Annotated in this window: 16 protein-coding genes; 11 read left to right on the forward strand and 5 right to left on the reverse strand. The window is 61.3% G+C overall.

Translation table 11 applies throughout. The annotated features are described in order from the left end of the window. Positions 1 to 11: 11 nt before the first annotated feature. The 3 genes from FVE66_RS07385 to FVE66_RS07395 are packed head-to-tail and all read right to left on the reverse strand — an operon-like array spanning position 12 to position 2,453. On the reverse strand, positions 12 to 395 hold the full coding sequence (locus FVE66_RS07385) for a RidA family protein (protein WP_151446757.1): 384 nt from the start codon (positions 393 to 395) through the stop codon (positions 12 to 14). Between the two features lie 31 nt (positions 396 to 426). Beyond that, positions 427 to 1,566 (reverse strand): amidohydrolase family protein, encoded by a 1,140-nt coding sequence (locus FVE66_RS07390; protein ID WP_151446758.1) that lies wholly within the window; start codon positions 1,564 to 1,566, stop codon positions 427 to 429. 41 nt (positions 1,567 to 1,607) lie between these two features. Continuing rightward, positions 1,608 to 2,453: a GntR family transcriptional regulator gene (locus tag FVE66_RS07395; RefSeq protein ID WP_151446759.1), complete on the reverse strand. Its 846-nt coding sequence runs from the start codon at positions 2,451 to 2,453 to the stop codon at positions 1,608 to 1,610. A gap of 387 nt (positions 2,454 to 2,840) precedes the next feature. Between FVE66_RS07395 and FVE66_RS07400 the strand changes: the two genes are divergently transcribed. Beyond that, positions 2,841 to 3,152, forward strand: coding sequence for a DUF1540 domain-containing protein (locus FVE66_RS07400; protein WP_151446760.1), 312 nt, complete (start codon positions 2,841 to 2,843; stop codon positions 3,150 to 3,152). A gap of 107 nt (positions 3,153 to 3,259) precedes the next feature. Here FVE66_RS07400 and FVE66_RS07405 read toward each other — a convergent pair whose 3' ends face one another. Both FVE66_RS07405 and FVE66_RS07410 read right to left on the reverse strand, forming a co-directional pair. Beyond that, the gene (locus FVE66_RS07405; RefSeq protein WP_151446761.1) at positions 3,260 to 4,675 is read right to left on the reverse strand and encodes an aminotransferase-like domain-containing protein; all 1,416 of its coding nucleotides are present in this window, start codon (positions 4,673 to 4,675) and stop codon (positions 3,260 to 3,262) included. Positions 4,676 to 4,737: 62 nt separating this feature from the next. After that, positions 4,738 to 4,950: a DUF2970 domain-containing protein gene (locus FVE66_RS07410; protein WP_151446762.1), complete on the reverse strand. Its 213-nt coding sequence runs from the start codon at positions 4,948 to 4,950 to the stop codon at positions 4,738 to 4,740. Positions 4,951 to 5,328: 378 nt separating this feature from the next. Between FVE66_RS07410 and FVE66_RS07415 the strand changes: the two genes are divergently transcribed. The 10 genes from FVE66_RS07415 to FVE66_RS07460 all read left to right on the forward strand — a co-directional run bounded on the left by FVE66_RS07415 (position 5,329) and on the right by FVE66_RS07460 (position 16,625). After that, positions 5,329 to 6,057, forward strand: coding sequence for a c-type cytochrome (locus tag FVE66_RS07415; protein ID WP_151447242.1), 729 nt, complete (start codon positions 5,329 to 5,331; stop codon positions 6,055 to 6,057). Positions 6,058 to 6,065: 8 nt separating this feature from the next. Then, positions 6,066 to 7,346 carry a c-type cytochrome gene (locus tag FVE66_RS07420; RefSeq protein WP_151446763.1) on the forward strand — a complete coding sequence of 427 codons (1,281 nt, stop codon included), beginning with the start codon at positions 6,066 to 6,068 and terminating at the stop codon, positions 7,344 to 7,346. A gap of 118 nt (positions 7,347 to 7,464) precedes the next feature. Continuing rightward, the gene (locus FVE66_RS07425) at positions 7,465 to 8,715 is read left to right on the forward strand and encodes an Hsp70 family protein (protein ID WP_151446764.1); all 1,251 of its coding nucleotides are present in this window, start codon (positions 7,465 to 7,467) and stop codon (positions 8,713 to 8,715) included. Between the two features lie 231 nt (positions 8,716 to 8,946). Beyond that, on the forward strand, positions 8,947 to 10,266 hold the full coding sequence (locus FVE66_RS07430) for a hypothetical protein (protein WP_151446765.1): 1,320 nt from the start codon (positions 8,947 to 8,949) through the stop codon (positions 10,264 to 10,266). Next, positions 10,259 to 10,942: a hypothetical protein gene (locus FVE66_RS07435; protein ID WP_241673080.1), complete on the forward strand. Its 684-nt coding sequence runs from the start codon at positions 10,259 to 10,261 to the stop codon at positions 10,940 to 10,942. Before FVE66_RS07430 ends, FVE66_RS07435 begins: the two co-directional genes overlap by 8 nt. A 12-nt stretch (positions 10,943 to 10,954) precedes the next feature. Beyond that, a complete protein-coding gene (locus tag FVE66_RS07440; protein ID WP_151446766.1) occupies positions 10,955 to 13,780 on the forward strand; it encodes an ATP-binding protein in 2,826 nt (941 codons plus the stop codon). Between the two features lie 205 nt (positions 13,781 to 13,985). Next, positions 13,986 to 14,483: a pyridoxamine 5'-phosphate oxidase family protein gene (locus tag FVE66_RS07445; RefSeq protein ID WP_151446767.1), complete on the forward strand. Its 498-nt coding sequence runs from the start codon at positions 13,986 to 13,988 to the stop codon at positions 14,481 to 14,483. Further along, on the forward strand, positions 14,480 to 15,844 hold the full coding sequence (locus FVE66_RS07450) for a GAF domain-containing protein (protein ID WP_151446768.1): 1,365 nt from the start codon (positions 14,480 to 14,482) through the stop codon (positions 15,842 to 15,844). Before FVE66_RS07445 ends, FVE66_RS07450 begins: the two co-directional genes overlap by 4 nt. A gap of 207 nt (positions 15,845 to 16,051) precedes the next feature. Beyond that, the gene (locus FVE66_RS07455; RefSeq protein ID WP_151446769.1) at positions 16,052 to 16,243 is read left to right on the forward strand and encodes a YgaP family membrane protein; all 192 of its coding nucleotides are present in this window, start codon (positions 16,052 to 16,054) and stop codon (positions 16,241 to 16,243) included. 28 nt (positions 16,244 to 16,271) lie between these two features. Continuing rightward, positions 16,272 to 16,625, forward strand: a complete 354-nt coding sequence (locus tag FVE66_RS07460; protein WP_151446770.1) for a carboxymuconolactone decarboxylase family protein — start codon at positions 16,272 to 16,274, stop codon at positions 16,623 to 16,625. The last annotated feature ends 49 nt before the right edge of the window (positions 16,626 to 16,674 follow it).

Raw genomic sequence — 16,674 nt, forward strand, 5'->3', positions numbered from 1 at the left:
AAAAGGGCCTGCTATCGACAGATGAATGTTGCGTCGATCTCCACCTGAATTCCTCTTAGCCCCGCCTGTACGAGAGTTCGTGCGGGATACGGCTCCGAGAAATACTGAATATAAATCTCGTTGAATTTCGGGATATTAGAAAGCTCGGTCAGATAGACAGTTAATTTCAATGCATCCGTCAAGTCGCAATCAGCTGCCGCCGCGATTTTCTTGATGTTTTGAATCGTCAGGTGCACTTCGCTCTCGAACGTTCCCGTCACTGGCGTATTGGTAACAGGGTCAAGCGGACCCTGGCCGGAAACGAATAATTGATTGTTGTATTTAACCGCTTGCGGGAATGGCCCCCGGCCTTTCGGTGCATCTGGTGCAAATACGGTTTCTTTATTCAGGCTCATATCAGTATTGGATTATTTTGTGAATATGAAATTACAGCTTCAGCAGGCGTGCCACATTGCCGGAGAAAAGCAGCGCTTTGTCGCTTTCCGAAAGGAATGGGCAATGCCGTTCCAGATATTGCCTGCCCTGCTTGTATGTGCAATTACGTTCGAGATTCGGCAGATCCGATCCCCATAGCAACTTGTCCGGACCCAGTTTCGCGTAAAGATCCTTGATGATCGGATGGACCTCGGTGTACGGGTAGTCCCAGATTGTCCCGCCCGGCGTCGGATGACTGACCTGCATCGGGAACAGCAGCTCCAGGTACACATTCGGCTGCTTCCAGATGTTCCAGAGCTCGTCAGGAATATCCATCAGCTGATCGCCCTTGCGGACATAGCGCAGCGGCACGCCATGAACCAGGATGCACGGAATTTCCGGGAAATTGCGGCGCCAGTTTTCAAACCGGTGCATTTGATGGGAGAAGCGGTCGTATGGCGTTTCGGCGCTATGACCCGGCTCTTTCAGGGCGACGAGATCCCAGTACACAGGGATTCCAAGATCACGAACTTCATTCCAGAATGGATGGAATTTCGGATCGTCAAAATAGCTGCTGTAGCCGTTCTCGAAAAACCTCGCGTTTGCGTAATACAAGGCCTTCAGGCCGAGTTCGAGGACACCCCTGCGGAGCTCCCGGATCTGGACTTCAGAATCTGCAAATGCTTCGCTGATTTGCACCGAGCCGACGAATCGTCCCGGATATTTTTTCATTGCATCTGAAAAATAGTCATTCATCTGCCCATAAATCCAGGCATTTTGCAGGACCGCCATCCCAACGCCGGCATAATCCATCTGGGCGATCAGGAACTCAGGTGGCGACGTCAGCTTCTGCAGGTTAGGGCCATACAGATGCATGAAATAGTCAGTTCCCTTCGTGGTCCAGACCAGGCGTCCGAATTCACCAAGGCGGAAATTCACGTCATAGGCACCATTCGGGCTCGGATCATTTGGATCCCACATGGCCCACTGTGTGCGGTCTTCGATGATTGCGTTGTCTTTCAACCGGCGCACTGCTTGCGCCGGCGATTCGGAAACGAATTTCTGGAGATACAGCAACGGGAATGATTTATCTTCCCCGCTGGAAGCACCTTCCAGATTCGGGAATATGTGAGTATGCGAATCGATAATCATGGTGTTCCTAATAAAGTCAAAGATTATTCTTGCCCTGCCGTCTAATCGGCGGATTTTTCAGCATTCAGGCCCTCTACGATCAAACTGCTCCCTCCGACCAGATAGCCGCCACTTGTCAATGCCAGGCCAGGAGAATTTTTCTGCGGCTTCGCATTCAGGACCAGCTTGTACAGATCCCCGCGGAGATACACCCTTGCCACCTGGATTACCCGGCGGTCTTCGGTCCTGGAAACGGATTGGTGCAATAACAGCGCATCATTGGACGAGATCGCAAGAAGCTGCGATTGCCTGGGCGTGGCGATCACCGCCTGCAAATGCATCTCGACCTCGGCCACCTGGTAGCCGACCTGGTTGATAAGGGTCAGGATCGAGCCCTTGCCGAGATCTGCCTTCACAAGTTCGCGGCCCACATCGAGAGGAAAATATCGGGACTCTATCCAGAGCGGTTGCTCGCCGGCCCGGCCAAGCCGTCGGATGCGAACGGCCTCGGCACCGGGGGGCAGGTCCAGGAGCGAAGCGATGAATGATGGGGGCGCCCCCTCGCTGACCTCCAGGATGGCGGCATTGGGACGGATTCCGAGGTCATGCAACTCGTCTTCGAAGCCACGAAAGTCGCCGCGGGGCCGTTCGCCTTTGGGCATGAGCGAAATTTTCGGGGAAAGGATGGTGCGCGCCCCCCGGCGTCGAATGATCAGTCCGTCCTCCTCCAGCCGGTCGAACGCACGGCGGACGGTGATGCGGCTGACATTGAACATCTCTGCCAATGAATTTTCACTTGGCAAAGACTCCCCCGGCTTCAGCTCGCCGGACTCGATCCGTTCGCGAAGCAACAATTCCAGCTGGTAATACAACGTAATGGGGCTATTCGCCTGTAGCTTGCTTGTCACCTTCGGGCCCTCAACTTGTACGCTTGTTATAACAATACATCTTGTTTTCTGTCTGTGTCAACCGTCAGGCGGATCATTCACAACCGGTGGTTTCGCATGAGAAAGCTGTCAAAAATGCATTGAATGGCCCGTGCCGGGAGGTTCCGAGGGATAGACGCCGAGAGCGTCACTGGCCGGATGTTCGGGGGAAACCTGAGGGAATTTTGGCCGTTCTGGCCGAAGGTATAGCCGGTAAGAAACGACCTCAAGGGAGGACGGCGCCTGGACGCCCAAGCGACTCTCAAGCGAATCGGCCACGCAGCACGTCCCTGATTGAAATCAATCACCGTGTGATCCAGCGGCGTAGCTTTTCATGTCCACTTCAATCAAACATCCAAGGAGATTGCCATGAAGCAGGTTTCAATCGAGATGCCCCTGGTGTCGGGATGTTCGGCCGTAGAGTGTGTCTACAACCGGAACAGCGATTGCCATGCCCGCGCCATTACTGTCGGCGACGGCGTGCATCCGGGCTGTGACACCTATTTCAATCTTCCTGCTCCGGAAACCTTCCACACGAAGGCGAAGCACCAGATCGCCGGCGTGGGAGCATGCAAGGTGTCCCTATGCCAGCACAACACGGACTATGAGTGTCATGCGGATGTCATCGCGGTCGGTCGGACTGCCGAACAGGCGAATTGCCTTACCTTTCATGCTCGTTGACGCATGAATCGAGCGCTTGCGTCGTTCACCTTGCAGCGATCAGGCATGCGGAGCGCTCTGGCCAACAAGGCTCACATCACGGCGCAGATCAAGGCTCAGATCAGGGTTCAAATACTGGCGCTGACCAGTTGCCCCAGCGTCGTGATCGCAGCCTCCGCCCGCGCGTCCCACGGATGGCCATAGTTCAGGCGCAGGCAATTGGTGAACGCGCGCCGCGCCGAAAACATCGGCCCCGGCGCGATGCTGATCCCCAGCGACAGCGCCTGTCGATGAATCTGCAGCGTATTCACATTGCCCGGCAGTTCGATCCATAAAAAGTAGCCGCCGGCCGGCCTGGTCGCTTTGGTCCCGCGCGGGAAATGGCGCACCACTGCCTGGATCATCGCGCTTTGCTGGGCTGCAAGCACATGGCGCAGCTGCCGCAGATGCTTGTCATAGCCGCCTTTTTCCAGGTAGTCAGCCAGCGCCGCCTGTGCAGGCGCGGAAGCCGAGAGCGTGGTCGTCAGTTTCAGCCTGGAGACGTCCCGCGTAAACTTGCCTGCCGCCGCCCATCCGATCCGGTAGCCCGGTGCCAGGCTCTTGGAGAACGACGAACAATGCATGACCATTCCCCTGGTATCGAAGGCCTTCGCCGAAACCGGGCGCTTGCTGCCAAAGTACAGCTCGCCGTAGACGTCATCCTCGATCAGTGGCACCTCGTGTGCAGCCAGCATTTCGACCACGGCTTTCTTTTTCTCGTCCGACATCAGGCTGCCGAGCGGATTCTGGAAATTGGTCATCAGCCAGCATGCCTTGGGCTGGTGGCGCTCCAGCGCCAGCGCCAGTGCATCCAGGTCGATGCCTTCGCGCGGATGAGTCGGCACTTCAATTGCGCTCAGGCCGATCCGTTCCAGTGCCTGCAGCGCTGCGTAGAAGGTCGGGGATTCAATGATCACGCAGTCACCAGGACGCGCTACCGCTTCCAGGCACAAGTTGAGCGCCTCGAGCGCACCGTTGGTGATGACGATTTCGTCGGTATGTACATGAAGCCCGTCGGCCAGGTAGCGCAGCGCAACCTGACGGCGCAGGCCGGCATTGCCGGGCGTCAGGTCATCAACCGTGTTCCATGGGTCCATGGCGCGCACGCTGGATGCCATCGAGCGCGCCAGCCGCTGCAGCGGAAACAACAGCGGGCTCGGAAACGCTGATCCGAACGGGACCACATCCCTGGCCCTGGCCGACTCCAGCACCTCGAATACCAGGTTGCTGACGTCGACCGAGGTCGATCCGCCGTCAGGGCCGGAAGAAATTTCCGGCTCGGGCAGCAGCGGTTTCGCGCGGTCGATGACATAGTAGCCAGAGCGCTCGCGGGCGCGGATCAGCCCGCGGGCTTCGAGCAGGTAATAGGCCTCGAACACGGTGGAAGGGCTGACTGCCCTGTTCGCGCTGGCCTGCCTGACCGACGGCAATCGATCCCCCGGTTTCATCACGCCGCTGTGGATAGACTGCGCTATCTCGTCGGCCAGTACCTCGTAGCGCTTCATGAATGGGGCATCCTGTGGATCTCGATTTGGACCTCAATCCGCGATCGGCAAACCGGCAAGCGTCACGGCACGACGAAATGAACGATCGCAATCAGCGACCCGACAAAGATGGCCGTCCCTGCCAGGCCGGCGAACAGCACGTACAGCGGATTGAGTCCGCCGACGTCCTGATCGAAATCCTTTTTCCTGCGCAGGCCGATGAATGACCACGCAACCGCCAGCATCGTGGCGCTGAAAGAGCGCGTAGCCGGTTTTTCAGTGACTTTATTTTCCATGGGGATGATGGTGCCGCTTATCCCCACCCAAAAACAGATGCAGAAGCGCGAAAGTTTTACATATCAGATGGGAGATTGCCAGCGTCTGACGCCTGACGCCGCACAATGAGCCGGTATCAGTGCCCGAGAACTTGTCCAATGTGCGTGGCAGATTGCATCTGATATGGTGAAAAAACATGGCACTGCATCTGTTACATGACACCCGTCTTGCGCACAATACGGTACCGCGCAGAGTGCCCATTGCACATCCACAGCATGCCGCTCCGATCGGGAACTCCTGCAACACAAGCTTGTAGCCCTTAGATGAAAAATACCAAACCAGCCGATATCAGTGAGCACAACCGCGAGCACTCCGGCCAGCGCTCCCCTTTGCGCTCGATGTCCCGAAAATTACTCCTGCTGTGCATTTCGGCCGCCGTCCCGGCACTGGTGCCCTGCACTGCGCTCGCATTGCAGCCGACCCAACTGCCGGCACAGCTTCACGACAGCATCGCGCAGCGGGCAGTGGCCTGTGCCGCCTGTCACGGCAAGGAAGGCCGGGCGACCAGCGAAGGATATTTCCCCCGCATTGCCGGCAAGCCGGCCGGCTACCTGTACAACCAGTTGCTGAATTTTCGGGAAGGCCGGCGGCAGTATCCGCAAATGACTTACATGGTCGGCCACATGTCTGACGACTACCTGCAGGAACTGGCGAACTACTTTTCAACGCTTCATCCGCCCTATCCGGCGCCGCAGGCAAGCACGCTGCCGGCCCGGGTACTGGAGCGCGGACGGGTGCTTGCCTTGCGCGGCGACCCGTCGAAGAACATCCCGGCCTGCATTGCCTGTCATGGCCAGAACCTGACCGGCGTGCTCCCTGCCACTCCGGGCCTGCTGGGCCTGCCACGCGACTACCTGAACTCGCAATTCGGCGCGTGGAAGACGGGAGCGCGCAGGGCGACGGCACCGGACTGCATGGGGCAGATCAGCGCAAAGCTGACCCCGGAAGACATCGGTGCCGTATCGGCCTGGCTCGCATCGCAGCCGATTCCAGCCGACATGGCCCCTGCTCCCGCCCTTTCAGCCAAGCTGCCGCTTGCTTGTGGCAGCGCACCGCAACCGAAATGAGTCGTTCCATGAAGCGCATTTTATTTATCGCCCTGGCTGCCGTGATCCTGGTGCCCCTGATGGTGATCGGGATCGACATGTTCCGCGATCCCGCAAGCGAACACGCCAGCATGCCGGTGGCGGACACTGCCGGGCAGCTAAAGCGTGGCGAATACCTGGCGCGGGCCGGCAATTGCATGGCCTGCCACACCGAGCGAGGTGGAAAGGAGTATGCAGGCGGACGCGCGATCGCGACGCCGTTCGGCAACATCTACTCGTCCAACCTCACGCCCGACCGCGAGACCGGGATTGGCACATGGAGCGCAGATGACTTCTGGCGCGCCATCCATGCCGGCAAGTCGAAGGATGGCCAGTTCCTGTATCCGGCCTTTCCGTATCCGAATTACACCAAGGTCACGCGGGCGGACGCAGACGCCATGTACGCCTGGTTCCGGACCCTGCCCCCAGTGCAGCAAGCGAACAAACAGCATGAGCTGAGGTTCCCCTACAACCAGCGAATCCTGCTGGCGTTCTGGCGCACGCTCTATTTCACGCCAGGCGAATACAGGGCGGAAGCGAACAAGACTGCGCAATGGAATCGCGGCGCCTACCTGGTACAGGGATTGGGTCATTGCGCCGCCTGCCATACCAGCCGCAACGCACTTGGCGGGACAGTCGCGCAAGCCGACCTGGCCGGCGGCATGATCCCGATGCTTAACTGGTACGCCTCGTCGCTGACGGTGGATGCGGGAAGCGGGCTCGGTGACTGGGACGCCAGGGATATCGCCAGCCTGCTCAAGACCGGCGTGTCGCAGCGAGGCGCGGTGTTCGGCCCGATGGCCGAAGTGGTTGGCAAGAGCCTGCAGCATCTTTCTGAGGAAGATATCGGGGCGATGACGACCTATCTGAAATCCATCCCGAAGGCAGATACAGCACCTGCAAAAGGCGCGGTCCGCGTGTCGGGCGATACCGAGGCGGTGCTGAAGCAAGGGGCAAAGCTCTACGAGAAGCATTGCGTCGAATGCCACAAGTCGGATGGCACCGGCATGCCGCCAGCCTATCCGCCACTGGCCGGGAATCACTCGCTATCCGCATCGGCCATCAACCCCATCCGTATTGTTCTTAACGGTGGCTATCCTCCATCAACTGCAGGCAATCCACGCCCTTATGGGATGCCTCCATTCGGATCGGCGCTGAATGACGAGGAAGTCGCTGCGGTGGTCTCGTTCATCAGGACCAGTTGGGGCAACAAGGGTGATGTGGTTTCGCCGGTCGATGTCGGCCGGTTTCGGGGGGCGTTCATCGAGTAAGGAAGCTGCCTCGCGGTGCCAGGCGCAAACCTCGATCGCGAGAGCCTGGCAACGGCATCCGTTCCGGCGGCCGTAGTTCGCGTATCATGGCGACCCTTCCAGATTCGGGTATTTCAGCATGACGCAAGCATGTGGCGTCGATTTCGGCACCTCCAATTCCACCGTAGGCTGGCACCGCGCCGGCCAGCCAGCCCTGCTGGCATTGGAAAACAGCAACACCACCCTGCCATCGGTCGTCTTCTTCAATGCCGAAGATGACAAGATCAGTTACGGGCGCGCGGCGCTGGCCAACTACCTGGCCGGTTATGAAGGCCGCATGATGCGCTCCATGAAAAGCCTGCTGGGCACCAGCCTGATGGATGGCCAGACCGAAGTGCTGGGACGCGCACTGCCGTTCCGCGCGCTGCTCGGCCAGTTCATCTCCGAACTCAAGCGCCGCGCCGAAGCGAGCGCCGGGCGCAGTTTCGAGCGCGCCGTGCTGGGCCGGCCAGTGCATTTCATCGACGACAACCCGCAGGCCGACCAGTTGGCCGAAAACACCTTGCGCGAAATCGCCCTGGATGCGGGTTTTCGAGAGGTCGCTTTCCAGTTCGAGCCGATCGCCGCCGCATTCGAGTACGAATCCCATATAAATCGGGAGGAACTGGTGCTGATTGCGGACATCGGCGGTGGCACCTCGGACTTCTCCCTGGTGCGACTGGGGCCGGACCGCGCCGGCCGGCCGGACCGCCGTGATGACATCCTCGGCAATGCCGGCGTCCACCTGGGCGGGACTGATTTTGACAAGTACCTGAGCCTGTCGTCCGTGATGCCCCTGCTGGGCCTGGGCTCGCGCCTGAAGAACAATGGCGAGATGCCGTCCAGCCATTACTTCAACCTGGCGACCTGGCACACCATCAACCTGGCCTACATCCCGCGCGCGGAGCGCGAATTACAGGATCTTCAGCGCGATGCGCTCGAACCGGAAAAACTGGCCGTGTTGCTGAAACTGATCCGGGATCGCGCCGGACACTGGCTGGCGTTGCGGGTGGAAGAAGGGAAAATCCTGCTGTCCGACACAGCCACAGCCGAGCTGGACCTGCCGCGCATGTCGCCGTCGCAGAAGCTGGTCCTGGAGCGCGAGCGCTTCAATAGCGCCATCGGCCCGCTGACGGAATCCGTGGAAAGCACGGTGCGTGGCCTGCTGCGCGATGCTGACCTGGGCAGCCAGTCGGTCGACACGGTGTTTTTCACCGGCGGGTCGAGCGGCGTGCCCTTGCTGCGGGAACGGATCGCGGCGGTCGTGCCGAACGCCCGCAGGGTGGAGGGCGACCTGTTCGGCAGCATCGGTGCCGGGCTCGCGCTGGATGCGGCGCGCAGGTTCGGCTGAATGCAGGACAAGTACAGGGGGACGCGTTCGGCGGCCCCCGTACGGCGTATAATTTGTTCAGATTGTAAGTTTAATAGCTTATTCAACAACTTACGATTCATTATTAATCTAATATCGAGATTCTGCGGACGGGTTCGGGCGCTGCGTTTGATCCAGCAATCCCGCCGTTACAGCCCGATTGCCCTTCCGGCGGATCGGCTCGCTTAAATTGTTGCAATGCACCAACCAACCATGCAGTCGAACACCGCCCCGGTCGAAGACGACCAGGGCAGCTCCCTCCAGGCGTATTTCAGGTCTAACGTTCCGGCCGAGGACATCGAACAGGTCTACCAGCTCAGGAAGGCGCAGCCCTTGTTGCAGGCCTTCACCGCCTTGTTCCATGGCGGTTTCAACAGCGTGCTGGTGCGCTTGCTGGTATTGCGCGAACTGGCGGCCGAGGTCCAGTCCACCGCCCTGACCCGGGCTGACATCAACGCCAAGCTTGGCTATCTGGACCCGGACAGCCTGGAAACCGTGCTGTCCCGCCTGCGCTCGCATGACCTGCTGGCCTGGGATCCGGGCCAGTCGGTCTACCGGGTGACGCCGACCGCCCGCAACATACTGGCTTCCATAGAAGGCCTGCTGGCGGCCACTGCCGGCGATGACGACGCCGAAGTCGGCTTCTTGCTGTCCCAGGTGGCCGGTGCCCAGGCAATCGGCGGCGTGACCGCCGAACAGTTGCACCACCTGCTGGGGCGGCTGGTCGAACTGACCGAGGAATTCCGCGACGCGATCGCTTCCGGATCCGAATTCCTGTTGCGCACGGCGCAACTGAAGTGGAACACCGCCTGCGACTGGGTCGAGCGCGGATCGAAGATCATCCATGCGATCACCGCGGATTCGCGGGCCGATATCGCGACCCACCGGGCAGCCCAGGCCATCGGCCGGGCGCAGAGTGCCTTGTTGAACATGCAGGGCATGTTTTCCCGCGCCCTCAACCAGATCGAGCGCCAGCGGGTCCACCTCGGACAGTCCGGCTTGTCCACCACCGATATCAAGACCTGGCTGATGCAGCAGGACGACCTTGCCTGCATCGCTTCCGGCGCCCTCTCCTTCCCGGTCAGGACGGCCTTCATCACGCCGCAGGAAATGCTGGACGTGGCAGAAGCCGAACTGTTTGCCGATCGGGTTGTGGCGGCCGATGCCGGCCTTCCTGTCGGCGAGGACGTGCATATTTCCGAATCCGACAGCGCATCCACCCCGGTGGAACTGGGCAGGTGGCTGGACGCGCTCACCACGCTGGCCGGCGAAGTGCGCGAAGCCCGGTCGGTACACGAAACGCTGCTGCCGGCCAGCTTCGCCATCGCCTCCTATCGCGCTTCGCTGCTGCCATTGCTGGGCGACGAGAGTGAGTCGGCATTGCAGGGAGGCACCGCCACCATGGCGCGGCTGCCGCTCGAGTTCAGACCCAAAGATGCCTTGAAGCGATTGTCCGATCCGCAAATCGCGGCAATTTCCGCAGGCACCCTGCATCCCATGCCGAAAAATCCAGGCCAAACCGAACATGAATGACGATTCCCAGATACTGATTGCCCGGCTGCTGGCCCACCAGACCCTGGCGCGCGAGGACAAGCTGGTCAAACGGGCCCTGTCCGACGAGGTGTTCCGCGCCGACCTCGACACGCGCCTGGCGGCCTGCGGGCTGAAACTTCTCGACAACGTCTACGCCGACCATGTGGCTCTCGCCCTCGCCCGCGAGGTCGAGCCCAAGGTTTTCGGCGCACGGGAAGTCTGGCAGAACAACAACATGGGCCTGGCGCGCGACGGCGTCGCGCTGCTGGTAGTCCTGTGGTCCTTGATCGTCCTGCCCAAGCGCGAGCGACAGGAGTCGCACCAGGAGGCCGCAGAGGACCAGGACGACATGTTCGGCAAGGACAAGCCACTGCCCCGCGCCGCCGGCGCTTCAGTCGGCATTTCCTATCGCGCGCTGCTGGCCGACTTCGGCGACAAGCTGGGCAAGAAAACCCGGCTCGACATGAACCTCGGCCAACTCAACAAGCTCGGTTTCATCGAGCGCCGCGGCGACCAGATCGTGGAAGGACCCTTGCTGGACCTGATGATGGACACCGACGTGCTGAGGGAGCGCGTGGTCAACGGCGCCCTGGCCGATATTTTCAAACGCGATATCAGCCCGCAGACGCACGAGGAAAGCAACGTGATCGCCCTCGATATTCCGCAACCGCAATAAGGTCCAGACCACATGTTTCACATCAAATCGCTGGAACTGGTCCACTGGGATTACTGGCAACGCGTCAAGAACATCCCGCTGGACGCCAGGATCATCACGATCGCCGGCCAGAATGGCTCGGGCAAGACCACCCTGCTGGACGCACTGCGCACACTGTTCGGCCTGGACTGCTCGATGGGCCGCACCTACAAGCACTACGCCCGCCACTCGGGGCAGCAGACCGCCTGGCTGCGCGCCGTGATCGACAACCGGGCAAGCGGCAAACAGCTGTCGAGCCGCCCTTTCCGCACCTCCGGATTTTTCAGCGACGACGAAGTGACGCTGTTCTGCCAGATCCAGAAGAACGGCGGCGACTGGAAGCGGCAGTACCTGATGCGTGGCGGCGCGGTCGAGATCGAGTCGGTGCAGGATGCGACCGACTGGCTTGGCGTCGATACCTACCGCAAGCGGCTGGCCAATGCCGGCCTGTCCTCGGCGATCGCCAAAGTGCTGGCCCTGGAACAGGGCGAGACCGACAAGCTGTGCGAATACTCTCCGCGCCAATTGCTCGACCTGGTGTTCCAGGTGTTCGGCGACAAGGAAGTGCTGGATGCCTATGAAGAGGCAAAACGGCACCAGCGCGACACCGAGAGCGAGCTACAGAGTTTCGAAAAAGAGCTCGAATCCTCGCAGACCAGCCTTGAACGGCTCAAGCTGCGTGTGACGAATTACCACCAGTGGGAAGGCATCAACCAGGAGCGGCGCGACCTGCGCGAGGAAATCCTGCCGGCCCTGCAATACCACGAGGAACGGGAAAAAGCCCTTGAGCGCAGCGCTGTATTGCGGGACGCAAGGAAACTGCTGGCGTCACAGGAACAGCAACTTGCCCGCAAACGCGGCGAGGTGGCCGAGCGCGCGGCGGCGCTGGATGAAGCCCGAAAACATGAAGCCGCGCTGGAGACCGAAAAGGCCGGACTCGAGCCCCGGCTGTCCGCGCTCAATGACAAGCTCAAGCCGCAGGAAAGCCTGTTGATGCAAAAGAACCGCCTGCAGCAACTGGCGGCACAAGCGGGTGGCGACGTCGCCGAATTCGCCGCGCAACTGGCCGGCAAGGAGAGCGACTTGTCACGCCTCCGGCAGCAGCGCAAGGAGCTTGAGGGCCGGATCGCGGAGACCCGGGCCGACATCGCTGCGCTGGAAAGCAAGGCCCCGCTGCCCGAGCCGGAGGCGGTGCGCGGCATGCGGCGCGCCATGCGCGAAGCCGGCATCGAGCACGTCATGCTGCCCGACGTGGTCGAAGTGTCGGATCCCGCCTGGCAGGGCGCCGTCGAGGGCGTGTTGCGCAGCTATGCGTCGGTGGTATTGCTGGAAGACGCCAGCCAGGCCCGGGCCGCGTACCGGCTGGGCGAGAAGGAGCGCTACGGGCATTTCATCGTACCCGATCGTGTCACCGCGCCTTCGGTCAAGGACCAGAGCCTGCTGTCGGTGGTGCGCTTCAGCGCGCCGGTCCCGGGCTGGCTGGTCGAGCAACTGGCACGGATCACCCGCGTCGATTCGGTCGATGCCGGCATGGCCGTGGCGGCCGACAAGGAATGGATTACCCCGGGCGCCTATCATCGCGAGCGGCGCGGCGGCCGCTCGCTGTTTGTCGAGCCGGCGCGCTACCGCTTCGGCCAGGCCGGACGGGCACAGCGCCTGGCAGCGCTGCAAACCGCGCTGCCGAAGCTGGACGCCGAGGACGACCGGCTCACCATGCAGATCAGCAAACTGGCCGGCGAAGTGGGCGCGCTCAAGTCGCGCATCGAAGGCGTGGATGCGGCCAGGGAACTGGTCGCCCGCGAAGTCGAATTCGAGGAGGCGGAACGCGCTGTTGCGCCGCTGAAAGCTACCCGGATGGAGGTCGGCGCCCGTCTGGCAGAGTTGCTGTCCCTCACCAAGGCGGCCACCGAATCCCGTGCCGGCGCCGATTGGGCCTGGAACACGGCCAGGCAGGAGCTGGCGAACGCCGAGTCGGGCGGGCGCCAGAATACGAAGCGGCATCAGGAAGAACGCGGCGCACAGGCGCTGAAGTTGGCCGGACTGCGCAATGGCTGGCGCGGCATCCCGTTCAGCTGGCGCCGCCCGGAACGCCGCACTTCCCTGATCGCTCAGCACCGCAACTCGCATCAGGTGGCATTGCGGATCACCGCGCTCGAATCCGACCTGGCCCGCGAGGACTGGGAAAAGGATGCGACCGTGGTCGACCAGCATGCGCGGCTGGCTGCCCTGCTCGCCGCCCGCCAGGCTGAAACGGACGAACGCCGCTACCAGAACAATCGCGCGATCGAAGCGACGACCAATGCCCGTGGCGCCTACATCGAGCGGCTGCGCTATACGATCCGGACCTACGGCCGCAACATCAAGGAACTGGGTGAACTGGCTGGCATTGATGTCCATGCCGACCCGGTGCGCCTGGAAAACGATGACCTGCAACTGTCCCAGGCCGGCCTGCATGTGCGATTCAAGTTCGACGGCAAGGGTGCAATCGGCATGAATGACGGCGAGGCATCGGGCGGGCAGCAAGTGATGAAATCGCTGATCCTGCTGATCGGCCTGCTGAAGTCGGATGACGGCGCTGGCGGCTTTGTGTTCATCGACGAGCCGTTTGCCCACCTGGATATCCGGAACATCCAGCTGGTCGGCCAGTTCCTCAAGAACACCGAAGCGCAGTACCTGATGACGACGCCGCTGACGCACAACACCGACGTCTACGATCCTTCGGAGCTGACCCTCATCACCAGCAAGAAGAAGCGCGACGACCCGTGGGCGCCGCCGATATTCGTGTTGCAGCGCAGGCAGGGCAAGGCAAAAGCAGCTTAGGGAAAAGCTGCGGGGGAGCCGCGTGGCCGCTCGGCGGCAAGTGCACTTCTCATTTTTATCAGTGAGTTATGACTTTAATTTCGAGTGAAACCGGAGATATTGTCGCGCCGGATGCGGGGGCAGCCAGCGATCCTCTGGCTGCCCCCGGCTCCACGGCTGTATCATTCCATCCATCCCGTTTTCCAAAACCCCACTCCAGACAACGATGACGGACGCTCATGCGCCATTGGTGGATGCAGCCCACGCCGCCTTCATCCAGGCCGGCGTCAGCATTTCGGTCGGCGGCTGCGACCGCAACAATCGGCCATCCCTGGCGCGCGCCACCGGATGCCGGGTTGCCCCGGACGGACGGCGGCTGGTGATCTTCGTGTCCGCGGTACAGGCCGCGCCGCTGCTGCAATGCCTGCGCGATAACGGCTCGATCGCGGTCGTATTCACCCAGCCTTCCACCCACCGGACCGTGCAATTCAAGGGTATCGACGCCGTTGTCGGCGATCTGCAGGATGGCGACCTGCAACGCATCCGCAACTACCGCGATGCATTTTGCAGCGAACTGGAGCCCATGGGCTTCTCGAAAATCCAGATCCGCACCCTGCTGGCGGTCCCGCCGGCCGACCTCGTGACGCTCGAATTCACGCCTGGCGAAGCGTACTCCCAGACACCGGGGCCGCACGCCGGCGAAGTGCTGAAAGCCAACCCATGAGACCCCGGCTCGATGCCATCCGCGAATGCCTGGAGGGCGTTATCCCGGGCACCATGGCGACCGCGTCGCCGGACGGCACGCCGAATGTGTCCTACCTGTCGCAGGTACAGTTCGTCGATAGCGATCACGTCGCGCTCTCCTACCAGTTCTTCAACAAGACGCGCCACAACCTGATGGCAAATCCGCATGCGCTGCTGATTGTTACCAGTCCGCTCAGCATGGCGCAGTACCGGCTCAGCCTTGAATATCTGCGTACGGAGACCGCGGGACCGCTGTTCGAGAGCATGAAGGCCAAATTGGCCGGGATTGCCTCGCATACCGGCATGAGCGGCGTGTTCCGCTTGCTCGGCTCGGACGTGTTCCGGGTCAACTCGATTGAGCAGGTGCCGGGCGAAACGCTGCCGGCAGCACCGCCGCAGCGCAACCTGCTGGCCGCATTGCGCGCCACCAGCTCCAGGCTCAGCGCCTGCGCCGATCTCGATCGCCTGCTGGCCGAGACCCTGGCCTGCCTCGAACAGCAGTTCGGCATCCAGTACACGATGGTGTTGATGTTCGATGAAAGCAGCAGCCGGCTGTACACCGTCGCCAGCCGCGGCTATCAATCATCGGGCGTCGGCTCCGAAATCGCGCTGGGTGACGGCGTGATCGGTGTCGCCGCGCGCGAAAGGACGCCCATCCGAATCGGACACATGAATTCGGAATATTCGTACAGCCGCGCCATCCGCGAGAGCACCGCCAGCAGCGAGTTTGCCGATGCGCTGGAGAGCGAAATTCCCCTGCCCGGCCTGTGCCAGCCACGCAGCCAGTTGGCGATCCCGATCACTACCGGCGAACGGCTGCATGGCGTGCTTTACGTCGAAAGCGAGCAGGACCTGCGCTTCAGCTACGACGACGAAGATGCGCTGGCGAGCGTTGCCGGGCATCTGGGGACGGCGATCCAGTTGCTGCAGGGCGCAAGCGAAAACGTCGAGGAAATCTTGGGCGCTACCCGCGCGCCGGTGCCGCGACGCGGGCCAGCGCCGGCCGCCGCCCCCCTGCTGATCAGGCACTTCCGCGAGAACGACAGCATATTCCTGGGTGACGACTATCTGATCAAGGGGGTGGCCGGTTCAATTTTCTGGACCTTGTTGAAGGACTATTCCGACAAGCAGCGTACCGAATTCACCAACCGCGAACTGCGTCTGGATGGCCGCATCCGACTGCCAGATGTCAGCGACAACCTGGAGGCCCGCCTGATCCTGCTGAGCCGTCGCCTGGAAGAACGGGATGGTCCGATCCGGATCGGAAAAACCGGCCGCGGACGCTTCCGGCTCAGCGTCGATTGCCCGATACGGCTGGCCGAAGAGCAGGAGCGCGCCTGACGGAGACGCTGCCATCCCTGCCAGGATGGCAGCGCGCTGACACACGCGGTGGCATCGGACCGGGGCTGATTTACCCGTTCAGCGCGTTTTACACGCAAAAAACCGCTGCTTGCGGCACTTGCGATTCAGGCGCTCACTGGCACGCCAATTGCGTTAGGATTGATTCGCAGCATAATGAATACCCAATCACAACTCAAAGGAAACATCATGAAAGCAAACGTTGGCGGTGTGGATCGTGTCTTGCGTATCGTCGTGGGCGTGGCCCTGCTGGTAGCAACTGGAACTGGGATGATCGGCCCTTGGGGATGGATAGGCATCGTGCCGCTGGCGACCGGCCTGCTCAACTTCTGCCCGCTGTACATCCTGCTGGGCGTGAACACCTGCACGGTAAAAAAATGAGCATGATTCATCTGCAGCGGTGCACCGCATGAGCGATGCCGGCAAGGGTTATAAATCCCTGACCCAGTCGATCTCGAAATCGCTGCATACCATGCGCGCCGACCTGCCCGAGGTCATGCAGGCCTTCAATGATCTCGGGCGTGCCGCATCGAAGGACGGCGCGCTGGAGCGCAAGACCAAGGAGCTGATTGCGCTCGCCCTGGGCGTCGCGGCGCGCTGCGACGGCTGCATCGGCTTCCATGTGCAGGCACTGGTGAAGCTTGGCGCAACCAAGGCGGAAGTGGAGGAAACGCTGGCGATGGCAGTCTACATGGGCGGCGGACCGTCGCTGATGTATTCGGCGAATGCGCTGGCGGCTTTCGAGGAAATGTCGCAGGCTTGATGGGTGCTGCGTTCTGATGCTTGAAGGTCAGGAACGGTAATAGCTTGAT

It is taken from the genome of Lacisediminimonas profundi (genome assembly GCF_008831265.1).
GTDB classification, from domain to species: domain Bacteria; phylum Pseudomonadota; class Gammaproteobacteria; order Burkholderiales; family Burkholderiaceae_D; genus Lacisediminimonas; species Lacisediminimonas profundi.

Excerpts from the sequence above, each read along its gene's own strand:
- FVE66_RS07390 (WP_151446758.1), bottom strand. The coding sequence starts at position 1,566 with ATGATTATCGATTCGCATACTCACATATTCCCGAATCTGGAAGGTGCT.
- FVE66_RS07425 (WP_151446764.1), top strand. The coding sequence starts at position 7,465 with ATGACGCAAGCATGTGGCGTCGATTTCGGCACCTCCAATTCCACCGTA.
- FVE66_RS07435 (WP_241673080.1), top strand. The coding sequence starts at position 10,259 with ATGAATGACGATTCCCAGATACTGATTGCCCGGCTGCTGGCCCACCAG.
- FVE66_RS07430 (WP_151446765.1), top strand. The coding sequence starts at position 8,947 with ATGCAGTCGAACACCGCCCCGGTCGAAGACGACCAGGGCAGCTCCCTC.
- FVE66_RS07460 (WP_151446770.1), top strand. The coding sequence starts at position 16,272 with ATGAGCGATGCCGGCAAGGGTTATAAATCCCTGACCCAGTCGATCTCG.
- FVE66_RS07420 (WP_151446763.1), top strand. The coding sequence starts at position 6,066 with ATGAAGCGCATTTTATTTATCGCCCTGGCTGCCGTGATCCTGGTGCCC.
- FVE66_RS07450 (WP_151446768.1), top strand. The coding sequence starts at position 14,480 with ATGAGACCCCGGCTCGATGCCATCCGCGAATGCCTGGAGGGCGTTATC.
- FVE66_RS07400 (WP_151446760.1), top strand. The coding sequence starts at position 2,841 with ATGAAGCAGGTTTCAATCGAGATGCCCCTGGTGTCGGGATGTTCGGCC.
- FVE66_RS07410 (WP_151446762.1), bottom strand. The coding sequence starts at position 4,950 with ATGGAAAATAAAGTCACTGAAAAACCGGCTACGCGCTCTTTCAGCGCC.
- FVE66_RS07440 (WP_151446766.1), top strand. The coding sequence starts at position 10,955 with ATGTTTCACATCAAATCGCTGGAACTGGTCCACTGGGATTACTGGCAA.
- FVE66_RS07415 (WP_151447242.1), top strand. The coding sequence starts at position 5,329 with ATGTCCCGAAAATTACTCCTGCTGTGCATTTCGGCCGCCGTCCCGGCA.
- FVE66_RS07385 (WP_151446757.1), bottom strand. The coding sequence starts at position 395 with ATGAGCCTGAATAAAGAAACCGTATTTGCACCAGATGCACCGAAAGGC.
- FVE66_RS07405 (WP_151446761.1), bottom strand. The coding sequence starts at position 4,675 with ATGAAGCGCTACGAGGTACTGGCCGACGAGATAGCGCAGTCTATCCAC.
- FVE66_RS07445 (WP_151446767.1), top strand. The coding sequence starts at position 13,986 with ATGACGGACGCTCATGCGCCATTGGTGGATGCAGCCCACGCCGCCTTC.
- FVE66_RS07455 (WP_151446769.1), top strand. The coding sequence starts at position 16,052 with ATGAAAGCAAACGTTGGCGGTGTGGATCGTGTCTTGCGTATCGTCGTG.